Here is a 21,717-nt window from a genome sequence, read left to right as displayed (position 1 = left end):
CGGCCTGACCGGCCGGTTTACGCGCTGCGGTAACGCGGGTTTGCCTCTTGCGCGGCCTGTTCGGCGGCTTCGAGATACGCCTCGATAATGCTGGGCAGCACTTCGTGCACATAGGTGCGCGTGAGCTGGGCCGCGCGGTCCACATCGCGGTTGGCCAGCGCCAGCGTAATGCCGTGGGTGTATGACTGGATGGTGTGGTTTTCCATCGAGCGGCGGGCCAGCAGGAATCGCAGCGGCTCGACCTGTTCGTAAAGCTTGCTCAACATGCTGGTCAGCGGCGTGTTGCCGGAGTAGCGGGCGCAAGCCAGATAGAACTCGCGCGCGGCGGCGATGCAGGCGCGCGCGTCTTGCTTGGCCATCGATGTGGCGATGGCCTCGTCGTAGCCGCGCAACTCGGCCACCAGCGGCGCCAGGTCGTCCATGTCGGCCAATTGCCGCAGGCAATAGGCCTCAAGCTCGGCGCGCAGCTGGTACAGATGGCGGATTTGCGTTTCGGTATAGAGCGTGGCCCGAAAGCCCTTGCGTTGGATATGCGTGACCAGGCCGCCCAATTCCAGCAGCCGCAAGGCTTCGCGGATGGGGCTGCGGCTGGTGCCGAATCGCTGTTCCAGCTCTTGCTCGCGCAAGGGCTGACCGGGCCGGATAGTGCCGTCCACTATCAATTCACGAATCTGTTCCTGAAGAAAATACGGAATCGTGGCGGGCGCTTTTACGTCCAATCGGCTCCCCTTGACTGCCCGAGGCATGTGTTGAGAGACCGAAAGATACTAGAAATTTATTGAAACACAAATAAGAAAATTGTTGCAGAGGCCCGGCGCGGCCCCCCGGTAGGCGGAACCTGAGGCTCTGCGGCGAGCACTGCGGCAGGCTCAGTCCCAGTCGTCGCGATACACGAACTTGGGCATTTGCCAGTTAAAGCGCAATGCCAGCAGGCGCAGGGCTAGGCCCGCCGCCAGCGCCAGCGGCACGGCCGCGTTGGCCGACAGGCCCAACGACTGCCCGCCCAGATACAGCGCCCCCGTCACCACGGACACGCTGGCGTAAAGCTCCTTGCGAAACAGCAGCGGCACCTCGTTGCAGAGCACGTCGCGCAGCACCCCGCCCGCGCACCCGGTGATCATGCCGCTGATGAGCACGACCGTGATCGGCAGCTGCATCATCTGCGCCACCTGGCAACCGATCACGGTGAACGCCACCAGCCCCAGCGCGTCGGCCAGCAGGAACAGGCTGCGCAGGCGCCGCATCACCGGCGCGATCAGGGCGGTCAGAATCGCCGCGCCTCCGGTCATCCACAGATACTCCGGGTGGATGACCCAGGTAAGCGGGTAATGCCCCAGCAAGACGTCGCGCAGCGAACCGCCGCCCAGCGCCGTCACGCACGCAATGATGCACACCCCCATCCAGTCCATGTCGCGCCGGCCGGCCGACAACGCCGCGGTCATCGCCTCGGCCACGATGGCGACCAGGTACAACGTGTGCAGCAACAAGGGGGAAATGTCAGAAAGCATGGGGAAGAATCAAGAAAGCCGGTGATGTAACCCGCCCATTGTATTGAGCCTGACCCCGCGCAAGCGGCCATTGCGGCGCCCGACCTCATCGCTTACGCTGGTCCGTGCGTTGATATCGATCAATCCCCAGTCCGCGTCGCGGCGAGACAATGGGGCATTGCCCCCGCAAGGGAGGTACCTGCCAGGCTGGCGGACGCGGGAGTCGCCACTCTGGCTACAACCGGGAGATAACGTATGACACAGCAAATCGGCCCCATCCTGTTGGCCACGGACCTGAGCGCGCGCGGCGATCGCGCCCTGGACCGTGCCTTGCAGCTGACGAAAGAACTGGGCACCAAACTGATCGTGTTGCACGTCATGGAAAACCATGCCAACTCGGCGCGCCTGACCACCCCGGTCTGGCGGCGGCTGTCCAGCGACCACAAGGCCCTGGCCGAACGCGAGCTGGCGGAAGACCTGGCCGCCGCCGATGTGCCGACCGAAGTGGTAGTGGTGTCGGGCGATCCGCTGGCGCACATCACGGAAACGGCCGACAGCTTTGGCTGCTCGCTGATCGTCACCGGCACCGCTCGCGACGAAACGCTGGGTCGGCTGCTGTTGGGCACCACCGTCGAAAAGCTGGTGCGCCAGGCCCGCCAGCCCGTGCTGGTGGTCAAGACCCGGCCGCGTCGGCCGTACCGCGACGTGCTGGTCGCCACTGACTTCTCCGACGGCTCGCGCCATGCCTTGCGCGCGGCGCTGCAACTGGTGCCCAACGCCAACCTGACGCTGTTCCACGCGTATGACGTGCCGTTCCAGGGCAAGCACACCCCCGAAGACGCCGTCTCGCGCAGCTTTCACCAGGAAGCCGAGCAAAGCGCGCGCGAGTTCACGGCCAGCACGCCGGAACTGGCGGGGCTGACGCCGCCCAAGGTGGTGCTGGAAGCGGGCCAGCCGGAGACGGTCTTGTCGGAATATTCCTTCCACCACCGCTCGGACCTGGTCGTGACCGGCACGCATGGCCGCACCGGCATCCTGCGCACCGCCATCGGCAGCGTGGCCGAACGCCTGCTGGAATCGTTGCCCAGCGACGTGCTGATCGTCCGCCTGCACGACGAAGACTGACGCCGAACGCGGGTCGACAATAAAAAGGCGGCGCCTGGTGCGCCGCCTTTTTCATGGGCTGAGGCCTGCCTTCAGGCCTGGTCGCCCTGCTTTTCCATCGTGTCGATCGTGCCGCGCAGCCTATGCAGCAGCACGAGCCCCGGCAGCGCGATCAGCACCGTCAGCAGGAAAAACCCCGGCCAGTCCAGGCGCTCGACCAGCGGCGGAGTCAGCGGCCCCGCCAGATAGGTACGGCCCACGGCCGACAGCGCCGACAGCAACGCAAACTGGGTCGCCGAAAACCGGCGCTGGCACAGCGCCATCAACAAGCCCACGAACGAAGCCGTGCCCAGTCCGCCACACAGGTTTTCAATGCCGACGCCGGCCGCCATCAGCGACAGGTTCTTGGGGCTGACCGCGATCAGCCAATACGCCAGGTTCGACACCGCCTGCAACAGCCCGAAGGCCATCAGCGACCGATACAAGCCCCAGCGAGCCATCAGCGAGCCACCCGCCAGCGCCCCCACGATGGTGGCCGCCAGGCCCAGCACCTTGTTCACGGTACCGACCTCGGTAGGCGTGAAGCCCGCGCCCCGGATCAGGAAGGTGGTGGACAGCGCGCCTGCGAACGCGTCGCCCAGCTTGTACAGCACGATCAGCAGCAGGATCGCCAGCGCGCCACGGCGCGTGAAGAATTCGTGCAGGGGCTCGCCGATGGCCGCGCCCAGCGTGCGGGGCGCGTGGGCGACGTGCTCGGGCTCGGGCGCCAGCAGCGTGGCCACCGCGCACAGCAGCATCAGCGCACCCATCAGGACATAGGTGTAGCCCCAGCCGATCCATTGGTCCGCCAGGATCAGCGCCAGCCCGCCGGACGCGATCATCGCCAGCCGGTAGCCCATCACCTTCACGGCCGCGCCCGCGCCCCGTTCTTCCTTGCGCAGCACGTCAGTGCAATAAGCGTCGAACGCGATGTCCTGCGTGGCGGACAGGAAAGCGACCACCACCGCCAGCAAAGCCAGCGGCATCAAGGCGTTGGACGGCGACAGCGCGCCCATTGCCATGATGGTGATGGCCAGCAACAGCTGCGTCACCAGCATCCAGCCGCGCCGCCGGCCGAGCAGCGGCGGCACATAGCGGTCAACGAAGGGAGCCCAAAGAAACTTGAGGGTGTAGGCGGTGCCCACCAGCGTGAGGAAACCAATTTCCTGCAGCGGCACGTTTTCGACCGTGGCCCAGGCCTGCAAGGTACCGCCGGTCAGCGCCAAGGGCAGTCCGCTGGCAAAGCCCAGGACCAGCAAGGGGGCCACGCGGGGGCTGGTATAGACGTTGGATACAGCGGTGATGACGGTCTCCTGAAACGCGCCGCACGGCGCAACAGGCGTTGCGTCGCGGGCTTGCGGCATTTTAGGGCCTGTTGCCGCGCGCCGTCAGGAGGATCGGTGTCGGAATGTCAGGGCGTGGCAAAACGGTACACCGCCAGCGTGCTGCGCCAGCTGGGAAACAGCTTGACCTCGTGGCCTTCGTTGAACGTGGCGCGTTCAAGAATGCGCAGGTTCAGTTCGCCAGCCAGTTGTTCGAAATCGCGCAGCGTGCACAGGTGGATGTTCGGCGTGTTGTACCACTGATAGGGCATCTGGCCGGTGACCGGCATGCGCCCCCGCAAGATGGCCCAGCCATGCGGCCAGTAGCCGAAGTTGGGAAACGACACGATGCCGTGACGCGCCACGCGCGCCATTTCCCGCAGGATATGTTCGGTGCGGTGCATGGACTGCAAGGTTTGCGACAACACCACGGTATCGAACTGTTTGTCGTCAAACAGCGCCAGCCCGTCTTCCAGGTTCTGCTGGATGACTTCCACCCCGCGCCGCACGCACGCGATCACGCAGGTGTCGTCCAGTTCAACGCCCGCGCCGCGCACCTGGCGGTGGTCCCGCAGGTGCGCCAGCAGCGCGCCGTCGCCGCAGCCCAGGTCCAGGACGCGGCTGCCCGGTTCGATCCAGCCGGCGATGCGCGCCAGGTCAGGCCGCAGCGCGGCATGGGCATAGCGGGGGGTCACGGGATTCATTCGGAGCGTCCTTCGGTCTGCGCGGCGTCAGCGGTCAGGCCAAGTTCGCGCGCGATGCGTTCGTAGTAGCCACGGACCACCGCGTGATAGCGGGCGTCTTCCAGCAGGAAGGCGTCGTGCCCGTGCGGCGCATCGATTTCGGCGTAGGTGACGGGGCTGGCGTTCTTGAGCAGCGCGCGCACGATTTCGCGTGATCGCTCGGGCGGGAAACGCCAATCGGTCGAAAACGACACCAACAGGAAATCGGCCTTGGCAGGCGCCAGCGCGCGCGCCAGGTCGCCGCCCGTGGTGCGGGCCGGGTCGAAATAATCCAGCGCCCGCGTGATCAGCAGATAGGTATTGGCGTCGAAATAACGGGTGAACTTCTCGCCCTGATAACGCAGGTAAGACTCCACTTCGAATTCGACGTCGTAGCCGTAGTGGTAGGCGCCGTTTTCGGCCGGCGCGCGTTGGGCGCGGCCGAATTTTTCGGCCATGTCGTCATCGGACAGGTAGGTGATGTGGCCGATCATGCGGGCCACCGACAGGCCCCGGCGCGGCACCGTGTCTTCAGCGTAGTAGTCGCCGCCGTGGAAATCCGGGTCGGTGATGATGGCGCGGCGCGCCACTTCGTTAAAGCCGATGTTCTGCGCCGACAGGCGCGGCGTGCTGGCGATCACCACGCAGTTGGCCACGCGGTCGGGCAAGGTGATGGCCCAGCTCAGCGCCTGCATGCCGCCCAGCGATCCGCCCATCACGGCGGCAAAGCGTTCGATACCGAAGTGGTCGGCCACGCGGGCTTGGGCGCGTACCCAGTCTTCCACTGTCAGCACCGGAAACGCCGCGCCCCAGGGCTTGCCCGTGGCCGGATTGATGCTGGCCGGCCCGGTCGAACCGAAGCACGAGCCCAGGTTGTTGACGCCGATGACGAAGTAGATATTGGTGTCCACCGGCTTGCCGGGGCCGACCATGTTGTCCCACCAGCCCACATCGCTGGGGTTGTCGGCCGCTTGCCCGGCGACGTGGTGCGACGCGTTCAGCGCGTGGCAGATCAGCACGGCATTGGTGCGCTGCGCGTTGAGCGTGCCGTAGGTTTCCACGGCAAGTTCGTAGGCAGCCAACGATTGGCCGCTAAGCAACGGCAGCGGTTCATCGAAGCGGATGAAGGTGGGTGCGACCAGGCCGACGGAACCGGGATCAACGGTGTCGGAGGTCGTGACGGTGGCGGGAGCGAACCCGCTGGCCGGATCAGCGGCCAAATCGGCGGCCGAATCAGCGGCCGAATCACCGGCCAAATGTTGGGCAGGAGTGGTCATACGGACCTCTTTAGCTGGATTTATTGGAAGGCGCCCGCAAGCGGATCAGGCAAATCGGCGCCGAAATATGGGTGCTGCATTGGGTGCAGCGACAGGAATTCTAGCATTGCCGGCAGATGCTGCAAGGGCGCCGGCCTGGTGCGAAAATGCGTGTTATCTGCGACATCCCCTGCCCGCCTTCGTTAAGCGGGCGCGCGAATCGCCCCTCTGACAGGAAGGATATGGCTCACATCTATCTGGACGAACTGCAACACCTGGCCGCCGCCGCGCTGGCTGCCGCTGGCGCCAACCCGGCCATGGCCGACAGCACCGCGCGCGCCCTGGTTTTCGCGGAAAGCCAGGGCATCAGTTCGCACGGCCTGTCGCGCGTGCCGTTCTACGCGGGGCATTTGCGCGCGGGGCGCGCCATCGGTTCGGCCGTGCCGCGCATCGTGCACGAACGCGGCGGCGCGGCGCTGATCGATGCGGGTTCGGGGCTGGCGTTTCCCGCCTGCGCGATGGCCGTCGAGCAAGCGGCCGTGCGCGCCCGCGAACATGGCATCGCCTTCATCGGCGTGGCCAACAGCCACCATTTTGGCGAAGCGGCCTATCACCTGGAGGCGCTGGCGGACGCCGGGCTGGTGGCGCTGGCGCTGAGCAATTCGCCAGCCGCCATGCCCGCCTGGGGCGGCAAGCGGCCGCTGTTCGGCACCAACCCCATCGCCGCGATCTTCCCCCGCCGCAATGGCGCCCGGCTGGTCATCGACCTGTCGCTGTCGCAAGTGGCGCGCGGCAAGCTGATGATCGCCGCGCGCGACAACCAGCCCATTCCACTGGGCTGGGCGCTGGACGCCAATGGCGAACCCACTACCGATCCAAAGGCCGGGCTGGCCGGCAGCATGCTGCCCGCGGGTGGCGTCAAGGGCGCGATGCTGGCGCTGATTGTGGAATTGCTGGCCTGCGCGCTGACGGGCGCGCACTTCGGTTTCGAAACCGAATCGTTCTTCGTCGATGCCGGCGGCCCCGCTCAACTGGGGCAGGCGTTCATGGCGATCGACCCCGGCGCGCTGGCGGGCAACAACGCCTATCTGGAACGTGTCGAAACGCTGGTGGACGCCATGCTGGAAGATGATGGCGTGCGCCTGCCGGGCGACCGCCGCCGCAAGTTGCGCGACGAAGCGATCAAGCACGGCGTGGACGTTCCTGACCCGCTGATGGCGCAACTGCGCGACATGGCCGGCGTGGCCTGACTGCCCGGCGGGTATTGCGTCGTCAGGCGCCGTGGGTGAACCAGAGCATCAGCGGCGCCAGCAGCAGGAACACCACGGTCGACACCAGCACGGCGCCCGCCGCCGTGTCGCCCAGCGTCGTGTAGCGCTTGGCGTACATGTAGCTGACCACCGCGCACGGCATGGCCATCTGCAAGGTCAGCGCGCCGGCCAGCACGGGCTCAAGGTCTAGCGCCCACACCACGGCCAACCCCGCCGCCAAGCCCACCACCAGCCGTATCGCGGCCACCTTGGCGCCGTCGCGCAGGCCGTTGGACGGGATCAGGGCCAAGGCGTGGCCCAGGCTCAACAGCATCAAGGGCACGGTCACCGCGCCCAGCATATGGGCGGTGTCAATGACCCAGGCCGGCACCGGCACATGCAGCAGCCGCAATGCCACCGCCACCACCGAGGCCAGCAGAATGGGGCTTTTCCAGCTGCCCTTGGTATTGACGCCCGGCAGCAGCCGCACGGCAATGGTGTGCATGACGAAAGAATTGACCGCGAAGAACGCCACCGCCACCGACAGGCCCGCGTCACCGAACGCCAACTGAGAGATAGGCAGGCCCAGGTTGCCGGCATTGGGCAGGCTGGCCGTGGGCAGCAAGGTGCGCACCGGCAGCTTCCACACTTTGAGCAGCAGCGCGCCGACCAGCGCACACAGCAGCAACGCCGCGACGGTAGCGATCGCCACATCCGCCAGCGCGCGGTCATCCAGGTGCGTCGTCACAAAGGTATGGAACACCAGCGCGGGCGTGGTCACGGACGTCACCAATGTGGTGATGAACGCGCCGCCAAAGGGGATATCGCGCTTGCCCCACAGCACCCCGATGCCCACGCAAGACAACAGAGGCAGCATCAGCACGATGGCTGACAGGTAGAACTGGGCGATGGCCAACATACAACTATTCCGTCAAAGATAAGTGGATCAATGCGCGAAAGCATCAATGCTTGCTTGGCCGCCGCGCGGGCCGCAGCATGCAGCAACTTCACTACAAGGGGGCACTGCCCCGGGCCACCATGACCGCACCGCTTCGCTTCGCCGCGCTTCGAGGATCATCCGCATTCCAGCGCTTGTGCGCCTTCCATCCGGACCTGGCCCAGCGCGGCGGGCCGCTATCATCATTGGGGCCGCCGATGCCCGCGATGCATTCGCTGGGCAAGCTGCCCCCCTACAAAGCGCTGTCCGACCGGCAGGCGGCGTGCCTGTATTGGGCGGCGGCGGGCAAGACCAGCTGGGAAACCAGCCGCATCCTGGACGTCGCGGAAAGCACCGTGAATTTCCATTTGCGCAACGCCTGCACCAAGCTGGGCGTACGCGGGCGCCGCACGGCCGTGGTGGTGGCCCTGCGCCACGGGCTGCTGGACAGCGTCATCGAGTAACCGGGTTGGCCGGGCTCGGCTTGCCGGGGTTGACCACCACCGATCTCAGGAATTCGCGCGCGCGTTCGGCGGGCAGGCTTTCCTGGGTGCCGGCGGCCACGGCCTCGATCAGCATGGTGTCGGTGACCCAGACCTTGGCCACCAGCCAGCCGGGCTTGCCCATGGCCTTGCCGTGCACTTCGAAGTCCTGCCCATAAGCCGGCCATTCCGTGGGCGGCGGGGCCTGCATATTCGTGTACAGCGAATGCATCAGCGCCATGCCCAGCGCCTGCTTGGCGGCCGGGTCGGCGGCAATGTCCGGCGGCAGCGGGGCCGAGCCCACCGCGAACACGGCCTCGCCCACGGTCGCGCTCGACAAGGTAAAACGCAGGGTATGGGTGTCCAGGCGCAAGTCCCGGGTATCGGTCGAGACCCGGTCGGGGAATGCCGCGCGCACGTGGCCGTCGGCCACGTCCACTTCGCGCCAGTTGTAACGGGGCGAGCAGGCGGCAACCAACAAGGCCAACCCTACAAACAGGCCGGCTTTCTTGAACATGAAACGAAACAGCGATGAAATCGTCATTACCGTAGACCCGACGGCCCATTCATTTCGAGGAATGCTGAAATTGTCGCCGATTTCCATCACCCCCGCGCCCGACGGCACGCCATTGGCCAACTATCTTTGGCCCGCCGCGCCCAATGTGCCGCCCCCTGTTACCGGGCCGGGCACGCCCAGCGTGTACCTGATGCACGGCCTGAGCGAACACGCCGGCCGCTATGACCGCCTGGCCCGCTGGCTGGCCGCGCGCGGCTGGACCGTGGGCGCGCACGATCACCGCGGCCATGGGCGTTCCGGCGGCCCGGCCGCTACCCTGGCCCACCAGGACGACCTGGTCGTGGACTCCGTCGACCGCCTTCGCGCCTGGACCGCGCTGCAAGGCCGCCCGCCCATTGTGCTGGCCCACAGCCTGGGCGCGCTGGTGGCGGTGCGCATCGCCCTGCGGCGCCTGGCCGAGCTGGACGCGCTGGTGCTCAGCTCGCCGCCTTTCGTCGTGAACGTACCGATGTGGGTGCGCCGCACCCTCACCTGGATGTCGCTGCATGCGCCCGACCTGCGCGTGCCCCATGGCCTGGCGCCTGCCCGCATCTCGCATGACCGGGCCGTCGTCAAAGCCTACCGATCCGACCCGCTGGTGCGCCGGCGCATGACCGGCCGGCTGGCCCGCTTTGTCGACGAAGGCGGCCGGGAATCGCTGCGCGAAGCCGATCTTCTGCCCTGTCGCACCCTGTTGATGGTGGCCGGCGACGATTCCATCGTGGCCGCCGAAGGCAGCCGCCAATTCGCCCAGCGCGCGCCCGCGCAATTGCTGACCCTGCGCTGGTACGACACCGCCTGGCACGAAATTTTCAATGAAACGGCCCCAATTTCTGATCCGGTTTATGCTGACCTGGACGAATGGCTGGCGCGCACGGCGCAGGCATTGTCCCTGCCCCCAGTACTGACTCCCTCGGCACAGGAGGCCGGCACCCCGTAAAATCCCGCGACAGACCCAAACGAGAAGAATCCGTGACTGATACCGCCGCCAACCGCCTCTCCCGCCTAGAGGCCAACCGCTCGCTGCTGACCCAGACGTTGCGAGGCATTGAAAAAGAAGGCCTGCGCGTGGACGAGCAGGGCATTTTGTCGCGCACGCCCCACCCGGCCGGCCTGGGTTCGGCGCTGACCAATGAACACGTCACCACCGATTACTCGGAATCCCTGCTTGAGCTGATCACCGGCACGCACACCGACGTCGACGCGCTCTTGGCCGAGCTCACCAACACCCATCGCCACGTGTACAGCGTGCTGGATCACGAGCTGATCTGGAACCAGTCCATGCCGGCCACGCTGCCGGCTGAAGCCGACATCCCTATCGCCTGGTACGGCAAGTCCAACACCGGCATGCTCAAGCACGTGTATCGCCGCGGCCTGGCCGAGCGCTACGGCAAGCGGATGCAATGCATCGCCGGCGTGCACTACAACTTCTCGCTGTCCGAAGATTTGTGGTCCGTGCTGGACACGCAAGCCGGCTCCGCGCAAGACCGCCGTTCGCGCGGCTATATCGGGCTGATCCGAAATTTCACGCGCTATTCCTGGCTGCTGATGTACCTGTTTGGCGCGGCGCCCGCGCTGTCCAGTGACTTCCTGAATGGCCCTGACCACCCGCTGGAACGCCTGGGCGACCACACGCTGTACCTGCCCTACGCCACCAGCCTGCGCATGAGCGACCTGGGCTATCAGAACAAGGCGCAGTCGCAGCTCAAGCTTTGCTACAACGACCTGGATACCTTCCTGGGCCGGCTGTACGACGCCGTGACGCAAACGTGGCCCGACTACGAGAAGATCGGCACGCATCGCAATGGCGAATGGATCCAGCTGAACACCAACGTGCTTCAGATCGAAAACGAGTACTACTCCAGCATCCGCCCCAAGCGTGCCACCGGCCGCTGCGAACGCCCCATCACCGCCCTGGCGGAACGCGGCGTGCAATACGTGGAAGTGCGCTGCCTGGATATCGACCCCGAATCGCCCGTGGGCATCGACGCCGACACCAGCCGCTTTGTCGACGCGTTCCTGCTGTTTTGCACGGCATCGGACAGCCCGTTCTTCCCCGCCAACGGCTACTGTCAGCGCAGCGCCGACAACTTTTCCACCGTCGTCAAAGAAGGCCGCAAGCCGGGCCTGATGCTGGACCGCGAAGGCAAGCCGGTAGCGCTGAAAGAATGGGGCCACGAATTGCTGGACCAGATCGCGCCGTACGCCGCGCTGTTTGATTCGGCCCTGGGCGGCACTGCCTACGCCGATGCGCTGACCGCGCAGCGCGTCAAGCTGGACCAGCCCGAGGCCACGCCGTCCGCGCGCCTGTTGCAGTCGCTGACGCAAAGCGGCCTGTCGTTTCACGACTACTCGCTGGCGCAAAGCCGCAAGCATGCGGACACGCTGCGCGCACAAGCCCTGCCGTCGGACCTGGCGGCTGCCTATCAACAGGCAGCAACGCAGTCCACCGACGAACAGCAGCGCATCGAGCAGTCGGACACGGTGGACTTCGCGACCTACGTGGCGCGCTACCACGAGGCCCTGAAGGCCCCGCGTAAATAAGGCGTATCGTTAGGGTTTGCGTACGCGGCGCCTGCCTGACGGGCAAGCGCCGCGCTTCGGTCAGTCTCACTCTGGAGGTTTTTCAATGCGCCGCACCGCAACATTCCTGATGGCCCTGGCAGCCAGCGTGGGCATCGCCCATGCCGCGCCGCCGCCCATGCAGACCGTGGATTCGGTGGACCTGAAACGCTACGTCGGCATGTGGTACGAAATCGCCAATTTCCCCATGTTCTTCCAGCGCAATTGCGTCGGCGATACCACCGCCGAATACACCGCGCACCCCGACGGCACCATCGGCGTGAACAATCGCTGCCGCACCAAGGACGGCGATATCGACTCCGCGTCCGGCACCGCCACCGTCGTGGAAGGCAGCAACAACGCCAAGCTTGAAGTCACCTTCTTCAAGCCGTTCAAGGGCGATTACTGGGTGATCGGCCTGGACCCGGAATACCGCTGGTCCGTGGTGGGTACGCCCGACCGCAAGTACCTGTGGATTCTGTCGCGCTCGCCGCAATTGGCCAAGGAAGAGTTGGACAAGGCCCTGGCTGCCGCGAAGGCGCAGGGCTATGAGCTGGACGAACTGCGGTACACGCCGCAGAAATAAGCAGAACGCCGGCTAGCGCCGGCTCCCGCCAAGAGTCGCCCTACTTGGCGCGGCTCGGCGATCAGCCCGCGTAGTCGCGGGCCAGGCGCACCACCGTCACGCCGGGCTTCAGCTGGCGCAGCGACGGCATGATCAACGTGCAGTTGTCATAGGGCGTCACGATCGGCTGGCCATCTGCCCACCCGATCACCGAGCCGGCTTGCGCCAGCGTTTCCAGACCGGTCCAGGGTTGCGCAAACGTCACGTCCATCGACGGCGCCACCACGGCGTCCGTCACTTCCAGCACGCGCTGGGTATCGGGATCGGGCAGCAGCCAGCCGGCCGGCACATCGGCCGCGTCCACCACGCCGGATTCCACCAACATGCGAGCCACCATGTCTCGCGCGACATCGCGCGAGGCCAGCTCGCCATGGAAACCGCATTCGATCAGCAAGGCACACGCGTCGTCGCGCGCGGCATCGCCGAACTGCGCAAAGTCGCGCATGCGCACACCGTCTTTGTGGCCGGCGTCCACGATCACATGCTGCGGCGCCTTCAGGCGGCGCGCCAGTGCGATGTTGCGCGGCAAGACGCCCGTCAACAACAAGGGCGCGCCCGGCTCGTGCATGGAATGCAGGTCCAGCAGCCAGTCCGCGCGCTGCACCCAGGGGCGCAACGCCGCACCGCGTTGGCGGTCGGCGGTGGTGGGGCTGTCCAGGCGCTCGGCGCTCCAGACGCGGTTCATGTCTTCGGTAACGAAGCGCGAGGCATCGTGCTTGGCCAGATCGAAGCGGTCAAACGCGTCCAGGTTGCAGAAGGCCAGCGTCAGGCTGCCCCGGCGCGGCTTCACGCCGGCCGCCAGCAGATCCTTCAGCGCCCACGCGCCGCACAGTTCGTTGCCGTGCACCAGCGCGCTTACCATCAGCGCCCGCCCCGGCACGCCGGAATCAAAATGCCAGACGCCCGGCGTATCGGTATTGCCCGCGCGTTCGGCGGCGAGGTCGGGAACGGGAAGCTGAAATTGCATGGTGAGATCCGCTTTCTGACGTAGGTGCTGGGGGTCGATTACTGGGGGCCGATCACTGCGCTTCGATCTTGGCGGCCTTGACCAGCGCGCCGTACTTCTTGGTTTCTTCGGCTTGGTAGGCCACCAGGTCGACGCCCGGCTGGGCCACTTCGCCGCCCGCCTCTTGCATCTTCTTGCGGAACGATTCGGACTTCAGCGTTTCGTCCAGCACGGTACGCAGCTTTGCCACAACCGGCTCGGGCAAGCCGGCGGGGCCGTACAGCGCGAACCACAGGTTGATGTCGACGGATTCAAAGCCGGGCGTGGCGGCCAGCGGCGCGATTTCCGGCGCGGCCGGCGAACGCTTGTTCTCGGTCAGGCCCAGCGCCACGATGTTGCCGCTGCGCACTTGCGGCAGGCCCGAGGACAGCACCAGCATGCCGTAGTCCAGCTGGCCGCTCATCAGGTCCGTCACCAGCGGCGACACGCCGCGATACGGCACGTGTTCGGCGCGCGTGCCAGTGGCCTGGTTGATCATTTCACCGGCCAGATGCAGCGTGGTGCCCACGCCGGACGAGCCGTAGTTGAACGTGCCCGGCTCTGCGCCGCGCAGCTTTTGCAGGTAGTCAGCGGCCGTCTTCACGCCGGAATTCTTGCTGGCCGCCAGCAGCATGGGCTGCGAGGCCACCAGCCCCAGGGCCGTGAAGTCCTTGGCGCTGTCGTACTTGACCGCCGTGTTGATCATGCGGGCAATCACCATTTCGTTGGTGGAGCCCAGGAAAATCGTGTAGCCGTCCGGCGCGGCGCGTGCCACGCGCTGAGCGCCGATGGTGCCGCCTGCGCCGCCCACGTTTTCAACCACGACGGTCTGGCCCAGGCGCTTGCCCAGTTCTTCGCCCAACAGGCGCGCCGTCAGGTCCAGGCTGCCGCCGGCGGGATAGCCCACCACCAGCGACACGCTGCGGGCCGGGTAATCGGCGGCGAAGGCGGCCGGGGCGGTTGCCACGGCCGAGGCGGCACAAAACGCAACAAGCGCTGCGCGCAGCGGATGCAGTACGGACTTCATGTTTTCTTCCTTGGGGTGCTGATGGGTGGACGGCGTGGCCGTCTCGTTGGAGGTATAGGCTGGTATTTTCGCGGCGGCAGTGTGAGACCGTCGTGCCGAAACGGCACATGCCCGTGCTTATCCTGCCCAGCCTGCAAGCTTGCCTGGCACGATGCCGGCCTCAGGCCTTGCGGTTCGCCGTGGCCTCCCAGGCCGCCTCCGCCAGATCCGTCAGGCGCGCGCGCGGCCGATACAGCCGCACCTCGAAGGCGATCTCTTCGCTGCGACCGCCCAGGGCCACCAAGGCGCCGCGACGGCAATCGGCCGCCACCATCGACCATGGCAGCCACGCCACGCCCAGGCCCTTGGCCACCGCGCCATGCGCCGCGTCCAGCGAATCGCTGCGCACGAACGGCGTCAAGGCGTACGGCGTGGTTTCCAGGCGGTCGCCCACGATGCGTTCCATTGCCAGCCCGCCCGTGTAGGTGATCAGCGGCACGGCGGGGCCGCCGTCTTTCAGCGCGTAGCGAGCGCGGCCGCGCGCGTCCGCCTGGCTGACGGGCACCAGTTTGTCGGTGGCCAGCGTCATGTAGCGATAGCGCGCCGGGCTCAGCGGCACCGACAGCGCCGGGTGTTCGTAGCAACACAGCAAGTCCACCTTGCCCTGCTCCAGGCGCACCACCAGGTCTTTTGCCTGGCCCGTGGACAACTCAACCTGCGTACCTTCGGTCAGCACCTTGGGCGCGCGGTGACGCAGCCGGGCGATCCAATCGGCCACCAGCGTACGCGCCAGGCTGCGGCCGGTTGCAATGCGCAGCACCGCCTCGCCGCCCGCGCCCGAACTGCGGATGCGATGGCGCACCAGGCCCATCTGTTCGACCACCTGCGTGGCCGTCTTGAGCAGCGCCTCGCCTTGCGCGGTCAGCGTCACGGGCAGGTGCTGGCGTTCGACCAGCGGCGCACCGGCCCAGGCTTCCAGCGCGCGGATGCGCCGGCCGAACGCGGGGTGCGTCACATGACGCAGCTCGGCCGCGCGCACGAAACTGCCCGTGCGCGCCAGCGCGATCAAGTCTTCAAGAAGTTTCAGGTCCGCCATCTGCAACGCCGTCAGCGATCGCCCAGCCCCATCATCGCCAACGTGGCGCGGGTGAGCGGGCTGTCGGCGTCTTCCAGTTCATTGACCAGGTCGAAGTGGTTGCAGTGCGGTGTGGCAATGCGCGTGGACGCAAGACCCGCCGCATTCCAGGCGGCTTCAAATGCCGCCGTCTGGTTCTTGAAGCCCTGCGTTTCCAGCCCGCCGACCGCCAGCAGCATGGGGCCGGCCTGCTCGGGCAGATGGAAAATGGGGCTTTGATGCGCGGCCTGCTCGGGCGTCAATCGCAGCCAGGTATTGGGCAGGATGTCGCACAGCGGGCGCAGGTCGAACAGGCCGGACAAGGCCAGCGTGCCCTTGATGATGTCGTCAGGCACGCCATAACGCGCGGGCCAGCCGGGCGCGACCAGCATGCCGGCCAGGTGCCCGCCGGCCGAGCTGCCGCCCACGTAGATGCGTTCCGGGTCCACGCCATAGGCCGCCGCGTTCTGGTACAGCCAGGCCACCGCGCTGCGCACTTCGCGCACCACTTCGCCCAGGGTGGCTTCGGGCACCAAGGTGTATTCCAGCGTGGCCACGGCTGCGCCCGCCGCGTTGAAGGCCTCGGCCATGACCGGCGCGTCTTCCTTGCGCTGGGCGCGCCAGTAGCCGCCGTGAATGAAGACGAATACCGGCGCCGGCGCCCGCGACGCGGCAGGCAGGAACAGGTCCAGGCGTTCGTCCTGGCCCATGCCGTAGCGCAGGTCCAGCACGGCGGGGCGGCGCGAGCGCACGCGCGCGGACGACTCCGCGTAGCGGCGCACGCAGGCATCAAAGTCCGCCACCGATTCACGCGCGTTGTATTGCACCTCGCGTTCGGCGATGGTGGGAAAGAAAAGGTCGATGTCGGGCTTATGCATGTCGTGCCTGGGGGTCGGGCTGTGAAATGATCCGTTCGATGAATTGCGCGGTCTTGCGGTAGTGCGCGGCCAGCATGGCCACCGAGCGTTCGGCGTCGCGGGATATCGCGGCGTCCAGCAGCTGGCGATGCTCGTCGTCAACGTTGCGCTCGGGCCCGTAGGCGGTGGCGCCCGCACGCGCCGGGCGCCGGTAGCGTTCGGTTTGCGCATACAGCTGGGTGGACAGGTCCAGCAGCCAGTGCGAGCGGCAGGCGCCGATCAAGGCGTGATGGAAATCCAGGTGGCGGGCTTCCAGCAGTTCTTCCAGTTCGTCGGACGGCGCGGGGGCCTGGCCCGCGCGCTGGGCCGCCAACGTCAGCGCGTGATACGCGCCCACCAGCCGCGTTTCCCAGGCGTCGTCCGCGTTGGCCAGCGACCGCCGCAGCGCGTCGCAGTCGATCAGGATGCGGGTTTCACAGGCGTCCCACATTTCGTCGACCGACAAGGGCGCGATGCTGAACCCGCGCGACGTGGTGTTCACGACCATGCGTTCGCTGCGCAAGCGGTTCAGCGCTTCGCGGATCGGCGAAAAGCTGCTGCCGTAGCGCTGCCGCAGCAATTCCAGCCGCAGCGACTGGCCGGGCGCGAAGGCGCCGCTCATGATGTCGCGTCGAAGCAGGCGGTAGACCTGCTCGGACAGCGTGATGTCTTCAACGTCGGCGTTCCCGTCCGATCCGGGATCGTCCTGGCGGGAAGCTTTGATTCTTGGCTTCAACATGCTCTCCAGATGTCAGCGGCGCGTCCGCCGATCCGCGCACAGGCGGCTCATTCTACTCGCGCGCGGCGGCCTCATATTCCCAGATAACGCTGCGCCAGCTCGGGCTGCGCCGACAGCTCGGCCGGCTTGCCCGACCAGGCCACGCGGCCCTTGTCGACGATGTAATGGCGGTCGACCAGCGTTGCCATTTCGGGCAGGTTCTTGTCGATGACCAGAATGGTCTGGCCTTCGGACTTCAATGCCCGCAGGCACCGCCAGATTTCCTGGCGGATCAGCGGCGCCAGCCCTTCGGTGGCTTCGTCCAGGATCAGCAGCTTGGGGTTGGTCATCAGCGCGCGGCCCACCACCAGCATCTGCTGTTCGCCGCCCGACAGCGTGCGCGAGGACTGCGCGCGCCGCTCTTTCAAGCGCGGAAACAGCGTGAACACGCGGTCCAGGTCCCAGCCGCCCGGCGCGGCGCGCGCGGTGGCCACCAGGTTTTCCTGCACCGTCAGCGACCCGAACACCCGCCGCCCTTCCGGCACCAGCCCCACCCCCAGGCGCGCGACCGTGCTGGGCGCGGACCGCCCCAGCGTCTGCCCCCGGAACTGCACCGCGCCGCCGGTAGCCGGCAGCATGCCCATCACGGTCTTGACCGTGGTGGTCTTGCCCATGCCGTTGCGCCCGATCAGCGAAATGACTTCGCCCTCGCTGGCTTCGAACGACATGCCGAACAGCACCTTGCTGGACCCGTAGCCGCCCGTCAGGCCGTCAACCTTCAACATGTTCTTCTCCCAGGTAGGCCGCGCGCACCTCCGGATGGCGGCGCACCTCGTCGGGCGGCCCGCTGAACACCACGCGGCCGTAGACCAGCACGCTGATGCGGTCGGCCAGCGCAAAGACGGCGTCCATATCGTGTTCCACCAGCAAGATGCCGTAGTCGCCCTTCATGCCTTGCAGCAGCCGCGTCATGCGGGCCGATTCCTCGGGGCCCATGCCGGCCATCGGCTCGTCCAGCAGCAACAACCGTGGCGACCGCGCCAGCGCCACCGCCAATTCCAGCTGGCGCTTTTCACCATGCGCCAAATCGGCGGACCGCACATGGCGGCGCTCGGCCAGGCCCACGTGCGTCAGCCACTGCATGGCTTCGGCTTTCAAACCCGCGTCGCGGCGCGGGTCGGACCACGCGCCGAACGCGCGTCCGCCCTTGAGCATGCGCGACAGGATCACGTTTTCCAGCGCGGTGTATTCGTGGCAAAGCTCGGTGATCTGGAACGACCGCCCCAGCCCCAGTCGCGCGCGTTCAAACGCGCGTAGCCCGGTGACGTCGCGCCCGTCCAGATGAATGGTGCCGGAATCGGGCCGGATTTCGCCGCAGATCTGCGCGATCAGCGTGGACTTGCCCGCGCCGTTGGGGCCGATGATGGCGTGGATCTCGCCGGCCCGCACATCCAGGTCCACCCCATTGGTGGCCACCACCGCGTCAAAGGCCTTGCGCAGTTGAGTCAGCCGCAACAGGCAGTCTTGCGCGTCAATCGGCATGGCGGGTCTCCAGCAATTTTCCGAACAACCCCTTCTGGCCCCACAGCACCACCAGCACCAGGATCGGCCCCATGTACAGCAACCAATGTTCGGTCAGCGACGACAGCATCTGTTCCAGGCCCAGGAACACGGCCGCGCCCGCGATCGGCCCCAGCAGCGTGCCTACACCGCCCAGTATCACGATCGCCATCAGTTCGCCGGACTTGGTCCACGCGGCCATGTCGGGCGTAACCAGCCCGGCATAGTTTGCCCACAGCACGCCCGCCAGCCCGGTGCCCACCGCCGACAGCACAAACGCGCTCAGGCGATACGGCGTGGGCGCCACCCCCAGGTTCAGGGCGCGCCGTTCGCTTTGGCGCAGCGCCTGCAACACCATGCCGAAACGCGAATTGGTGACGCGAATGCACAGCAGCGTCCACGCCGTCAGCAGCGCCAGGCACACGTAGTAAAAAACCAGCGGGCTTTCCAGGTTGATGCCAGGCAGCACATTGCGCTGCGGAATCATCAGCCCGTCGTCGCCCCCATAGAACTGCAGCGACACCAGGATGAAATACACCATCTGCCCGAATGCCAGCGTAATCATGATGAACTGCACGCCGCGCGTGCGCAGTGCCAGGTAGCCGAACACCCAGCCTGCCAACGCGCACACCGCCAGCGCGATGGGCCACACGACCAGCGCGGCATTGCTGCCGGCCCAGCCGAAGATGGGACCCGCTTCGGCCGTGTGAAACGCGATGATGCCCACCGCGTACCCGCCCAGGCCGAAGAACATGGCGTGGCCGAAGCTGACCATGGCGCCGTAGCCGATCACCAGGTCGAGGCTGACGGCGGCCAGGCCGTAGATCAGAAACCGCGTCACCACGCCGATCAAGAAGGGCGAGCCCGACGCCAGCGCCCCGGCCGGCAGCAGGATCAATACCGTCAGTCCGGCCAGGCCCCAGCGGGCGCGATTGGAAAGTGTCTTTGCCATCATCATCCTCGCGCCGGGAACAAGCCACCGGGCTTGGCGATCAGCACGATCGCCATCAGCACATAGATACTGGCCGACGCCATGCCGGCGGCCAAGGGGTCCGCCGTGGCGGGCGAGAACATCTTGGACAGCAACTGCGGCAGAAACGCACGCCCCAGGCTGTCAACCATGCCCACCAGCAAGGCACCCGCCAACGCGCCGCGCACCGAGCCGACCCCGCCAATCACGATCACCACGAACGTGGTGATCAGGATGCGTTCGCCCATGCCGATTTCCACGGCCAGCAGCGGCGCCGCCATCACGCCCGCCAGGCCGCACAGCAACGCGCCCAGGCCGAACACCAGCGTGTAAAGCTTGCGAATGTCCACGCCCAGCGCGTCGACCATTTCGCGGTCATCCGCGCCCGCGCGGATCAGCATGCCGATGCGGGTGCGGTTGACCAGCCACCACAGCCCCACCGCCACCAGCGCGCCGATGGCGATGAACGACAGGCGGATCACCGGATACTGAAAACCCGGCGCCAGCGTCACCGCGCCTTCCAGGAAAGACGGGATGCCCACCAGCGGCGGGCGCCGGCCGAAAATCAGGCTGACGGCCTCGTTCGAAAACAGCAGCAGCCCGAACGTGGCCAGCACCTGGTACAGGTGATCGCGTTTGTACAGCTTGCGGATCACCAGCACCTCGACCGATATGCCGTACAGCCCCGCGCCCAGCAACGCGGCCAGCACGCCCGCCAGAAACGAACCCGTGGTGCCGATGGCGTAGGCCGCGCAGTACGCACCCACCATGTAGAAGGACCCGTGCGTCAGGTTCACCACGCCCATGATCCCGAAGATCAGCGTCAGCCCGGCCGCCAGCATGAAAAGCATGGCGCCGAACTGCAAGCCGTTAAGCAGCTGTTCGAACAGAAGCGTCATGATGGCAACTTGCAAAATTGGGCATAGGCGTCCTTATCGTCGGCCACCAGCTTGCGCACCAGATGCGGCGCCAGCACACCCGCGCTGTCCTTCTCGATGCGCATCAAGTACAGGTCCTGAATTGGATGCTGGTTGGTGTTCATGCTGAACTTGCCGCGCAGCGACGTGAAGTCGGGCTTGCGCAACGCGGAACGGAAGGCATCCACCTTGGACAAGTCGCCGCCGGTGGCTTTCAGGCCCACGCCGATCAGCTGCGCGGTGTCGTACGCCTGCATCGCATAGTCCGTCGGCACGCGGCCGTAGGCTTCCCTGAAGGCTTTCACGAAGGCTTGCGATGGCGCGTTATCGAAGTCCTGCGACCAGATGCCCGTGGTGTACGAGCCCAGCGATGCGTCGCCGGTGGCCTGGATCATGCGCGCGTCCATCGAGAAGCTGGGCATCAGCATCGGGATGCTTTTGTTCAGGCCCGCCGCCGCGTACTGCTTGACGAAGTTGATGCCGGTGCCGCCCGGGTGAAACTGATAGATGGCATCGGGCGACAGCGAGCGCACACGCGCCAGCTCCACCGAAAAGTCCGATTGATCCAGCTTGGTGTAGATCTCGGCAACCACTTCGCCCTTGTAGGTGCGCTTGAAGCCTTCGATGGCGTCGCGGCCCGCCTGGTAGTTGGGCGCCAGCAGCACCACGCGCTTGTAGCCCAGTTCATTGGCCGCCACGCCGCCCGCCGTGTGGAAGGCGTCGTTCTGGTAGGACGCCACGAAATAATTCGCGTCGCATTTCTCGCCGGCAAAGTTCGATGGCCCCGGGTTCAGGCTGACGTAGAACCCGCCCGACTTCACCACGCTGGGCACCACGGCGGCCAGCACGTTGGAAAAGTTGACGCCGGTAAAGAGCTTCACGCCCGACTGGATCAAGCGGTCGGCCGCCTGCTTGGCGTTGGCGGGCTTCAGGCCGTCGTCTTCAATCACCAATTGCACCGGCACGCCGCCCAGCTTGCCGCCGCCCTGCTTGATGGCCAGGTTGAAGGCATCGCGCTCGTCCTCGCCGATGTAGCCGGCCGGCGTGGACAAGGTGGCGATGAAGCCGATCTTGACGGGGTCGGCGGCGCGCGCGGCGCTCATCGACAAGGCCGCGCCCAGCGCGACGGACAACGCGGCGGCAATACCGCCCAGTTTCTGTTTCTTGATCATGTTTTCCCCTTGAAGACTGCGTTGCCCGCCTCGTCGG

General features: G+C 66.5%; 22 protein-coding genes, 1 pseudogene and 1 riboswitch. Of the genes and pseudogenes, 6 read left to right on the top strand and 17 right to left on the bottom strand.

Annotated features, from left to right (window positions below; all coding sequences use genetic code 11):
• Positions 1-17: 17 nt before the first annotated feature.
• Positions 18-719: a GntR family transcriptional regulator gene (locus tag DVB37_RS02065; protein ID WP_240434028.1), complete on the bottom strand. Its 702-nt coding sequence runs from the start codon at positions 717-719 to the stop codon at positions 18-20.
• Positions 720-869: 150 nt separating this feature from the next.
• On the bottom strand, positions 870-1,508 hold the full coding sequence (locus DVB37_RS02060; protein WP_046806581.1) for a trimeric intracellular cation channel family protein: 639 nt from the start codon (positions 1,506-1,508) through the stop codon (positions 870-872).
• 234 nt (positions 1,509-1,742) lie between these two features.
• Between DVB37_RS02060 and DVB37_RS02055 the strand changes: the two genes are divergently transcribed.
• Positions 1,743-2,612 carry a universal stress protein gene (locus tag DVB37_RS02055; protein WP_046806582.1) on the top strand — a complete coding sequence of 290 codons (870 nt, stop codon included), beginning with the start codon at positions 1,743-1,745 and terminating at the stop codon, positions 2,610-2,612.
• Between the two features lie 71 nt (positions 2,613-2,683).
• Here DVB37_RS02055 and DVB37_RS02050 read toward each other — a convergent pair whose 3' ends face one another.
• The 3 genes from DVB37_RS02050 to DVB37_RS02040 form a co-directional block, all read right to left on the bottom strand.
• The gene (locus DVB37_RS02050; protein ID WP_240434122.1) at positions 2,684-3,898 is read right to left on the bottom strand and encodes a muropeptide transporter; all 1,215 of its coding nucleotides are present in this window, start codon (positions 3,896-3,898) and stop codon (positions 2,684-2,686) included.
• 143 nt (positions 3,899-4,041) lie between these two features.
• Positions 4,042-4,656: a methionine biosynthesis protein MetW gene (gene metW / locus DVB37_RS02045; protein ID WP_046806583.1), complete on the bottom strand. Its 615-nt coding sequence runs from the start codon at positions 4,654-4,656 to the stop codon at positions 4,042-4,044.
• Positions 4,653-5,951 carry a homoserine O-acetyltransferase gene (locus DVB37_RS02040; protein ID WP_185975416.1) on the bottom strand — a complete coding sequence of 433 codons (1,299 nt, stop codon included), beginning with the start codon at positions 5,949-5,951 and terminating at the stop codon, positions 4,653-4,655. The genes metW and DVB37_RS02040 overlap by 4 nt, the downstream gene beginning before the upstream one ends.
• Positions 5,941-6,022, bottom strand: a riboswitch (SAM riboswitch). It overlaps the preceding gene by 11 nt.
• A gap of 150 nt (positions 6,023-6,172) precedes the next feature.
• Here DVB37_RS02040 and DVB37_RS02035 point away from each other — a divergent pair.
• A complete protein-coding gene (locus DVB37_RS02035) occupies positions 6,173-7,180 on the top strand; it encodes an Ldh family oxidoreductase (RefSeq protein WP_046806584.1) in 1,008 nt (335 codons plus the stop codon).
• A gap of 22 nt (positions 7,181-7,202) precedes the next feature.
• Here the strand turns inward: DVB37_RS02035 and DVB37_RS02030 are convergent, their stop codons facing one another.
• Positions 7,203-8,099 carry an AEC family transporter gene (locus DVB37_RS02030; protein WP_046806585.1) on the bottom strand — a complete coding sequence of 299 codons (897 nt, stop codon included), beginning with the start codon at positions 8,097-8,099 and terminating at the stop codon, positions 7,203-7,205.
• A gap of 119 nt (positions 8,100-8,218) precedes the next feature.
• Here DVB37_RS02030 and DVB37_RS02025 point away from each other — a divergent pair, with 119 nt between their 5' ends.
• Entirely contained in the window at positions 8,219-8,581 is a 363-nt protein-coding gene (locus DVB37_RS02025) for a helix-turn-helix transcriptional regulator (protein ID WP_082134597.1), read from the top strand.
• Here the strand turns inward: DVB37_RS02025 and DVB37_RS02020 are convergent.
• Positions 8,571-9,143: a hypothetical protein gene (locus DVB37_RS02020; protein WP_120153634.1), complete on the bottom strand. Its 573-nt coding sequence runs from the start codon at positions 9,141-9,143 to the stop codon at positions 8,571-8,573. The two genes, DVB37_RS02025 and DVB37_RS02020, sit on opposite strands and share 11 nt — an antisense overlap.
• A 43-nt stretch (positions 9,144-9,186) precedes the next feature.
• Here DVB37_RS02020 and DVB37_RS02015 point away from each other — a divergent pair, with 43 nt between their 5' ends.
• The 3 genes from DVB37_RS02015 to DVB37_RS02005 all read left to right on the top strand — a co-directional run bounded on the left by DVB37_RS02015 (position 9,187) and on the right by DVB37_RS02005 (position 12,303).
• Complete coding sequence (locus tag DVB37_RS02015; RefSeq protein WP_120157375.1) at positions 9,187-10,095, top strand: alpha/beta hydrolase; 909 nt, start codon at positions 9,187-9,189, stop codon at positions 10,093-10,095.
• Positions 10,096-10,127: 32 nt separating this feature from the next.
• A complete protein-coding gene (gene gshA, locus DVB37_RS02010; RefSeq protein ID WP_104144796.1) occupies positions 10,128-11,699 on the top strand; it encodes a glutamate--cysteine ligase in 1,572 nt (523 codons plus the stop codon).
• Between the two features lie 85 nt (positions 11,700-11,784).
• Positions 11,785-12,303 (top strand): lipocalin family protein, encoded by a 519-nt coding sequence (locus DVB37_RS02005; RefSeq protein WP_120153632.1) that lies wholly within the window; start codon positions 11,785-11,787, stop codon positions 12,301-12,303.
• Between the two features lie 64 nt (positions 12,304-12,367).
• On the opposite strand, the pseudogene DVB37_RS02000 reads toward DVB37_RS02005, so the two are convergent.
• The 10 genes and pseudogenes from DVB37_RS02000 to DVB37_RS01955 form a co-directional block, all read right to left on the bottom strand.
• Positions 12,368-13,309 (bottom strand): annotated as a pseudogene (locus tag DVB37_RS02000) (succinylglutamate desuccinylase/aspartoacylase family protein); the annotation flags it as partial.
• A 52-nt stretch (positions 13,310-13,361) separates the two neighbouring features.
• Positions 13,362-14,354 carry a tripartite tricarboxylate transporter substrate binding protein gene (locus DVB37_RS01995; RefSeq protein WP_120153628.1) on the bottom strand — a complete coding sequence of 331 codons (993 nt, stop codon included), beginning with the start codon at positions 14,352-14,354 and terminating at the stop codon, positions 13,362-13,364.
• Positions 14,355-14,514: 160 nt separating this feature from the next.
• Positions 14,515-15,429, bottom strand: a complete 915-nt coding sequence (locus tag DVB37_RS01990) for a LysR family transcriptional regulator (RefSeq protein ID WP_046806592.1) — start codon at positions 15,427-15,429, stop codon at positions 14,515-14,517.
• 11 nt (positions 15,430-15,440) lie between these two features.
• Positions 15,441-16,325 carry an alpha/beta hydrolase gene (locus DVB37_RS01985; protein ID WP_120153626.1) on the bottom strand — a complete coding sequence of 295 codons (885 nt, stop codon included), beginning with the start codon at positions 16,323-16,325 and terminating at the stop codon, positions 15,441-15,443.
• On the bottom strand, positions 16,318-17,079 hold the full coding sequence (locus tag DVB37_RS01980) for a GntR family transcriptional regulator (RefSeq protein WP_120157374.1): 762 nt from the start codon (positions 17,077-17,079) through the stop codon (positions 16,318-16,320). Before DVB37_RS01980 ends, DVB37_RS01985 begins: the two co-directional genes overlap by 8 nt.
• Before the next feature lie 74 nt (positions 17,080-17,153).
• Entirely contained in the window at positions 17,154-17,846 is a 693-nt protein-coding gene (locus tag DVB37_RS01975) for an ABC transporter ATP-binding protein (protein ID WP_046806594.1), read from the bottom strand.
• Entirely contained in the window at positions 17,833-18,603 is a 771-nt protein-coding gene (locus DVB37_RS01970) for an ABC transporter ATP-binding protein (protein ID WP_120153624.1), read from the bottom strand. The genes DVB37_RS01975 and DVB37_RS01970 overlap by 14 nt, the downstream gene beginning before the upstream one ends.
• The gene (locus tag DVB37_RS01965; RefSeq protein WP_046806596.1) at positions 18,593-19,579 is read right to left on the bottom strand and encodes a branched-chain amino acid ABC transporter permease; all 987 of its coding nucleotides are present in this window, start codon (positions 19,577-19,579) and stop codon (positions 18,593-18,595) included. The genes DVB37_RS01970 and DVB37_RS01965 overlap by 11 nt, the downstream gene beginning before the upstream one ends.
• Positions 19,576-20,490 carry a branched-chain amino acid ABC transporter permease gene (locus DVB37_RS01960; RefSeq protein WP_046806597.1) on the bottom strand — a complete coding sequence of 305 codons (915 nt, stop codon included), beginning with the start codon at positions 20,488-20,490 and terminating at the stop codon, positions 19,576-19,578. Before DVB37_RS01960 ends, DVB37_RS01965 begins: the two co-directional genes overlap by 4 nt.
• On the bottom strand, positions 20,487-21,680 hold the full coding sequence (locus DVB37_RS01955; RefSeq protein ID WP_205571600.1) for an ABC transporter substrate-binding protein: 1,194 nt from the start codon (positions 21,678-21,680) through the stop codon (positions 20,487-20,489). Before DVB37_RS01955 ends, DVB37_RS01960 begins: the two co-directional genes overlap by 4 nt.
• Positions 21,681-21,717: the final 37 nt, after the last annotated feature.

Origin of the sequence: Achromobacter sp. B7, assembly GCF_003600685.1 — a bacterium.
Classification (GTDB): Bacteria; Pseudomonadota; Gammaproteobacteria; order Burkholderiales; family Burkholderiaceae_B; genus Achromobacter; species Achromobacter spanius_B.
This window is presented reverse-complemented; position numbering and strand designations above follow the sequence as displayed.

What these genes read in the sequence shown, in the direction of transcription:
- DVB37_RS01975 (WP_046806594.1), bottom strand. Translation starts at nt 17,846, where the DNA reads ATGTTGAAGGTTGACGGCCTGACGGGCGGCTACGGGTCCAGCAAGGTG.
- DVB37_RS01985 (WP_120153626.1), bottom strand. Translation starts at nt 16,325, where the DNA reads ATGCATAAGCCCGACATCGACCTTTTCTTTCCCACCATCGCCGAACGC.
- metW (WP_046806583.1), bottom strand. Translation starts at nt 4,656, where the DNA reads ATGAATCCCGTGACCCCCCGCTATGCCCATGCCGCGCTGCGGCCTGAC.
- DVB37_RS02005 (WP_120153632.1), top strand. Translation starts at nt 11,785, where the DNA reads ATGCGCCGCACCGCAACATTCCTGATGGCCCTGGCAGCCAGCGTGGGC.
- DVB37_RS02040 (WP_185975416.1), bottom strand. Translation starts at nt 5,951, where the DNA reads ATGACCACTCCTGCCCAACATTTGGCCGGTGATTCGGCCGCTGATTCG.
- DVB37_RS02025 (WP_082134597.1), top strand. Translation starts at nt 8,219, where the DNA reads ATGACCGCACCGCTTCGCTTCGCCGCGCTTCGAGGATCATCCGCATTC.
- DVB37_RS01995 (WP_120153628.1), bottom strand. Translation starts at nt 14,354, where the DNA reads ATGAAGTCCGTACTGCATCCGCTGCGCGCAGCGCTTGTTGCGTTTTGT.
- DVB37_RS01955 (WP_205571600.1), bottom strand. Translation starts at nt 21,680, where the DNA reads ATGATCAAGAAACAGAAACTGGGCGGTATTGCCGCCGCGTTGTCCGTC.
- DVB37_RS01970 (WP_120153624.1), bottom strand. Translation starts at nt 18,603, where the DNA reads ATGCCGATTGACGCGCAAGACTGCCTGTTGCGGCTGACTCAACTGCGC.
- DVB37_RS02030 (WP_046806585.1), bottom strand. Translation starts at nt 8,099, where the DNA reads ATGTTGGCCATCGCCCAGTTCTACCTGTCAGCCATCGTGCTGATGCTG.
- DVB37_RS02060 (WP_046806581.1), bottom strand. Translation starts at nt 1,508, where the DNA reads ATGCTTTCTGACATTTCCCCCTTGTTGCTGCACACGTTGTACCTGGTC.
- DVB37_RS01960 (WP_046806597.1), bottom strand. Translation starts at nt 20,490, where the DNA reads ATGACGCTTCTGTTCGAACAGCTGCTTAACGGCTTGCAGTTCGGCGCC.
- DVB37_RS02035 (WP_046806584.1), top strand. Translation starts at nt 6,173, where the DNA reads ATGGCTCACATCTATCTGGACGAACTGCAACACCTGGCCGCCGCCGCG.
- DVB37_RS01990 (WP_046806592.1), bottom strand. Translation starts at nt 15,429, where the DNA reads ATGGCGGACCTGAAACTTCTTGAAGACTTGATCGCGCTGGCGCGCACG.
- DVB37_RS02020 (WP_120153634.1), bottom strand. Translation starts at nt 9,143, where the DNA reads ATGACGATTTCATCGCTGTTTCGTTTCATGTTCAAGAAAGCCGGCCTG.
- DVB37_RS02055 (WP_046806582.1), top strand. Translation starts at nt 1,743, where the DNA reads ATGACACAGCAAATCGGCCCCATCCTGTTGGCCACGGACCTGAGCGCG.
- DVB37_RS01965 (WP_046806596.1), bottom strand. Translation starts at nt 19,579, where the DNA reads ATGATGATGGCAAAGACACTTTCCAATCGCGCCCGCTGGGGCCTGGCC.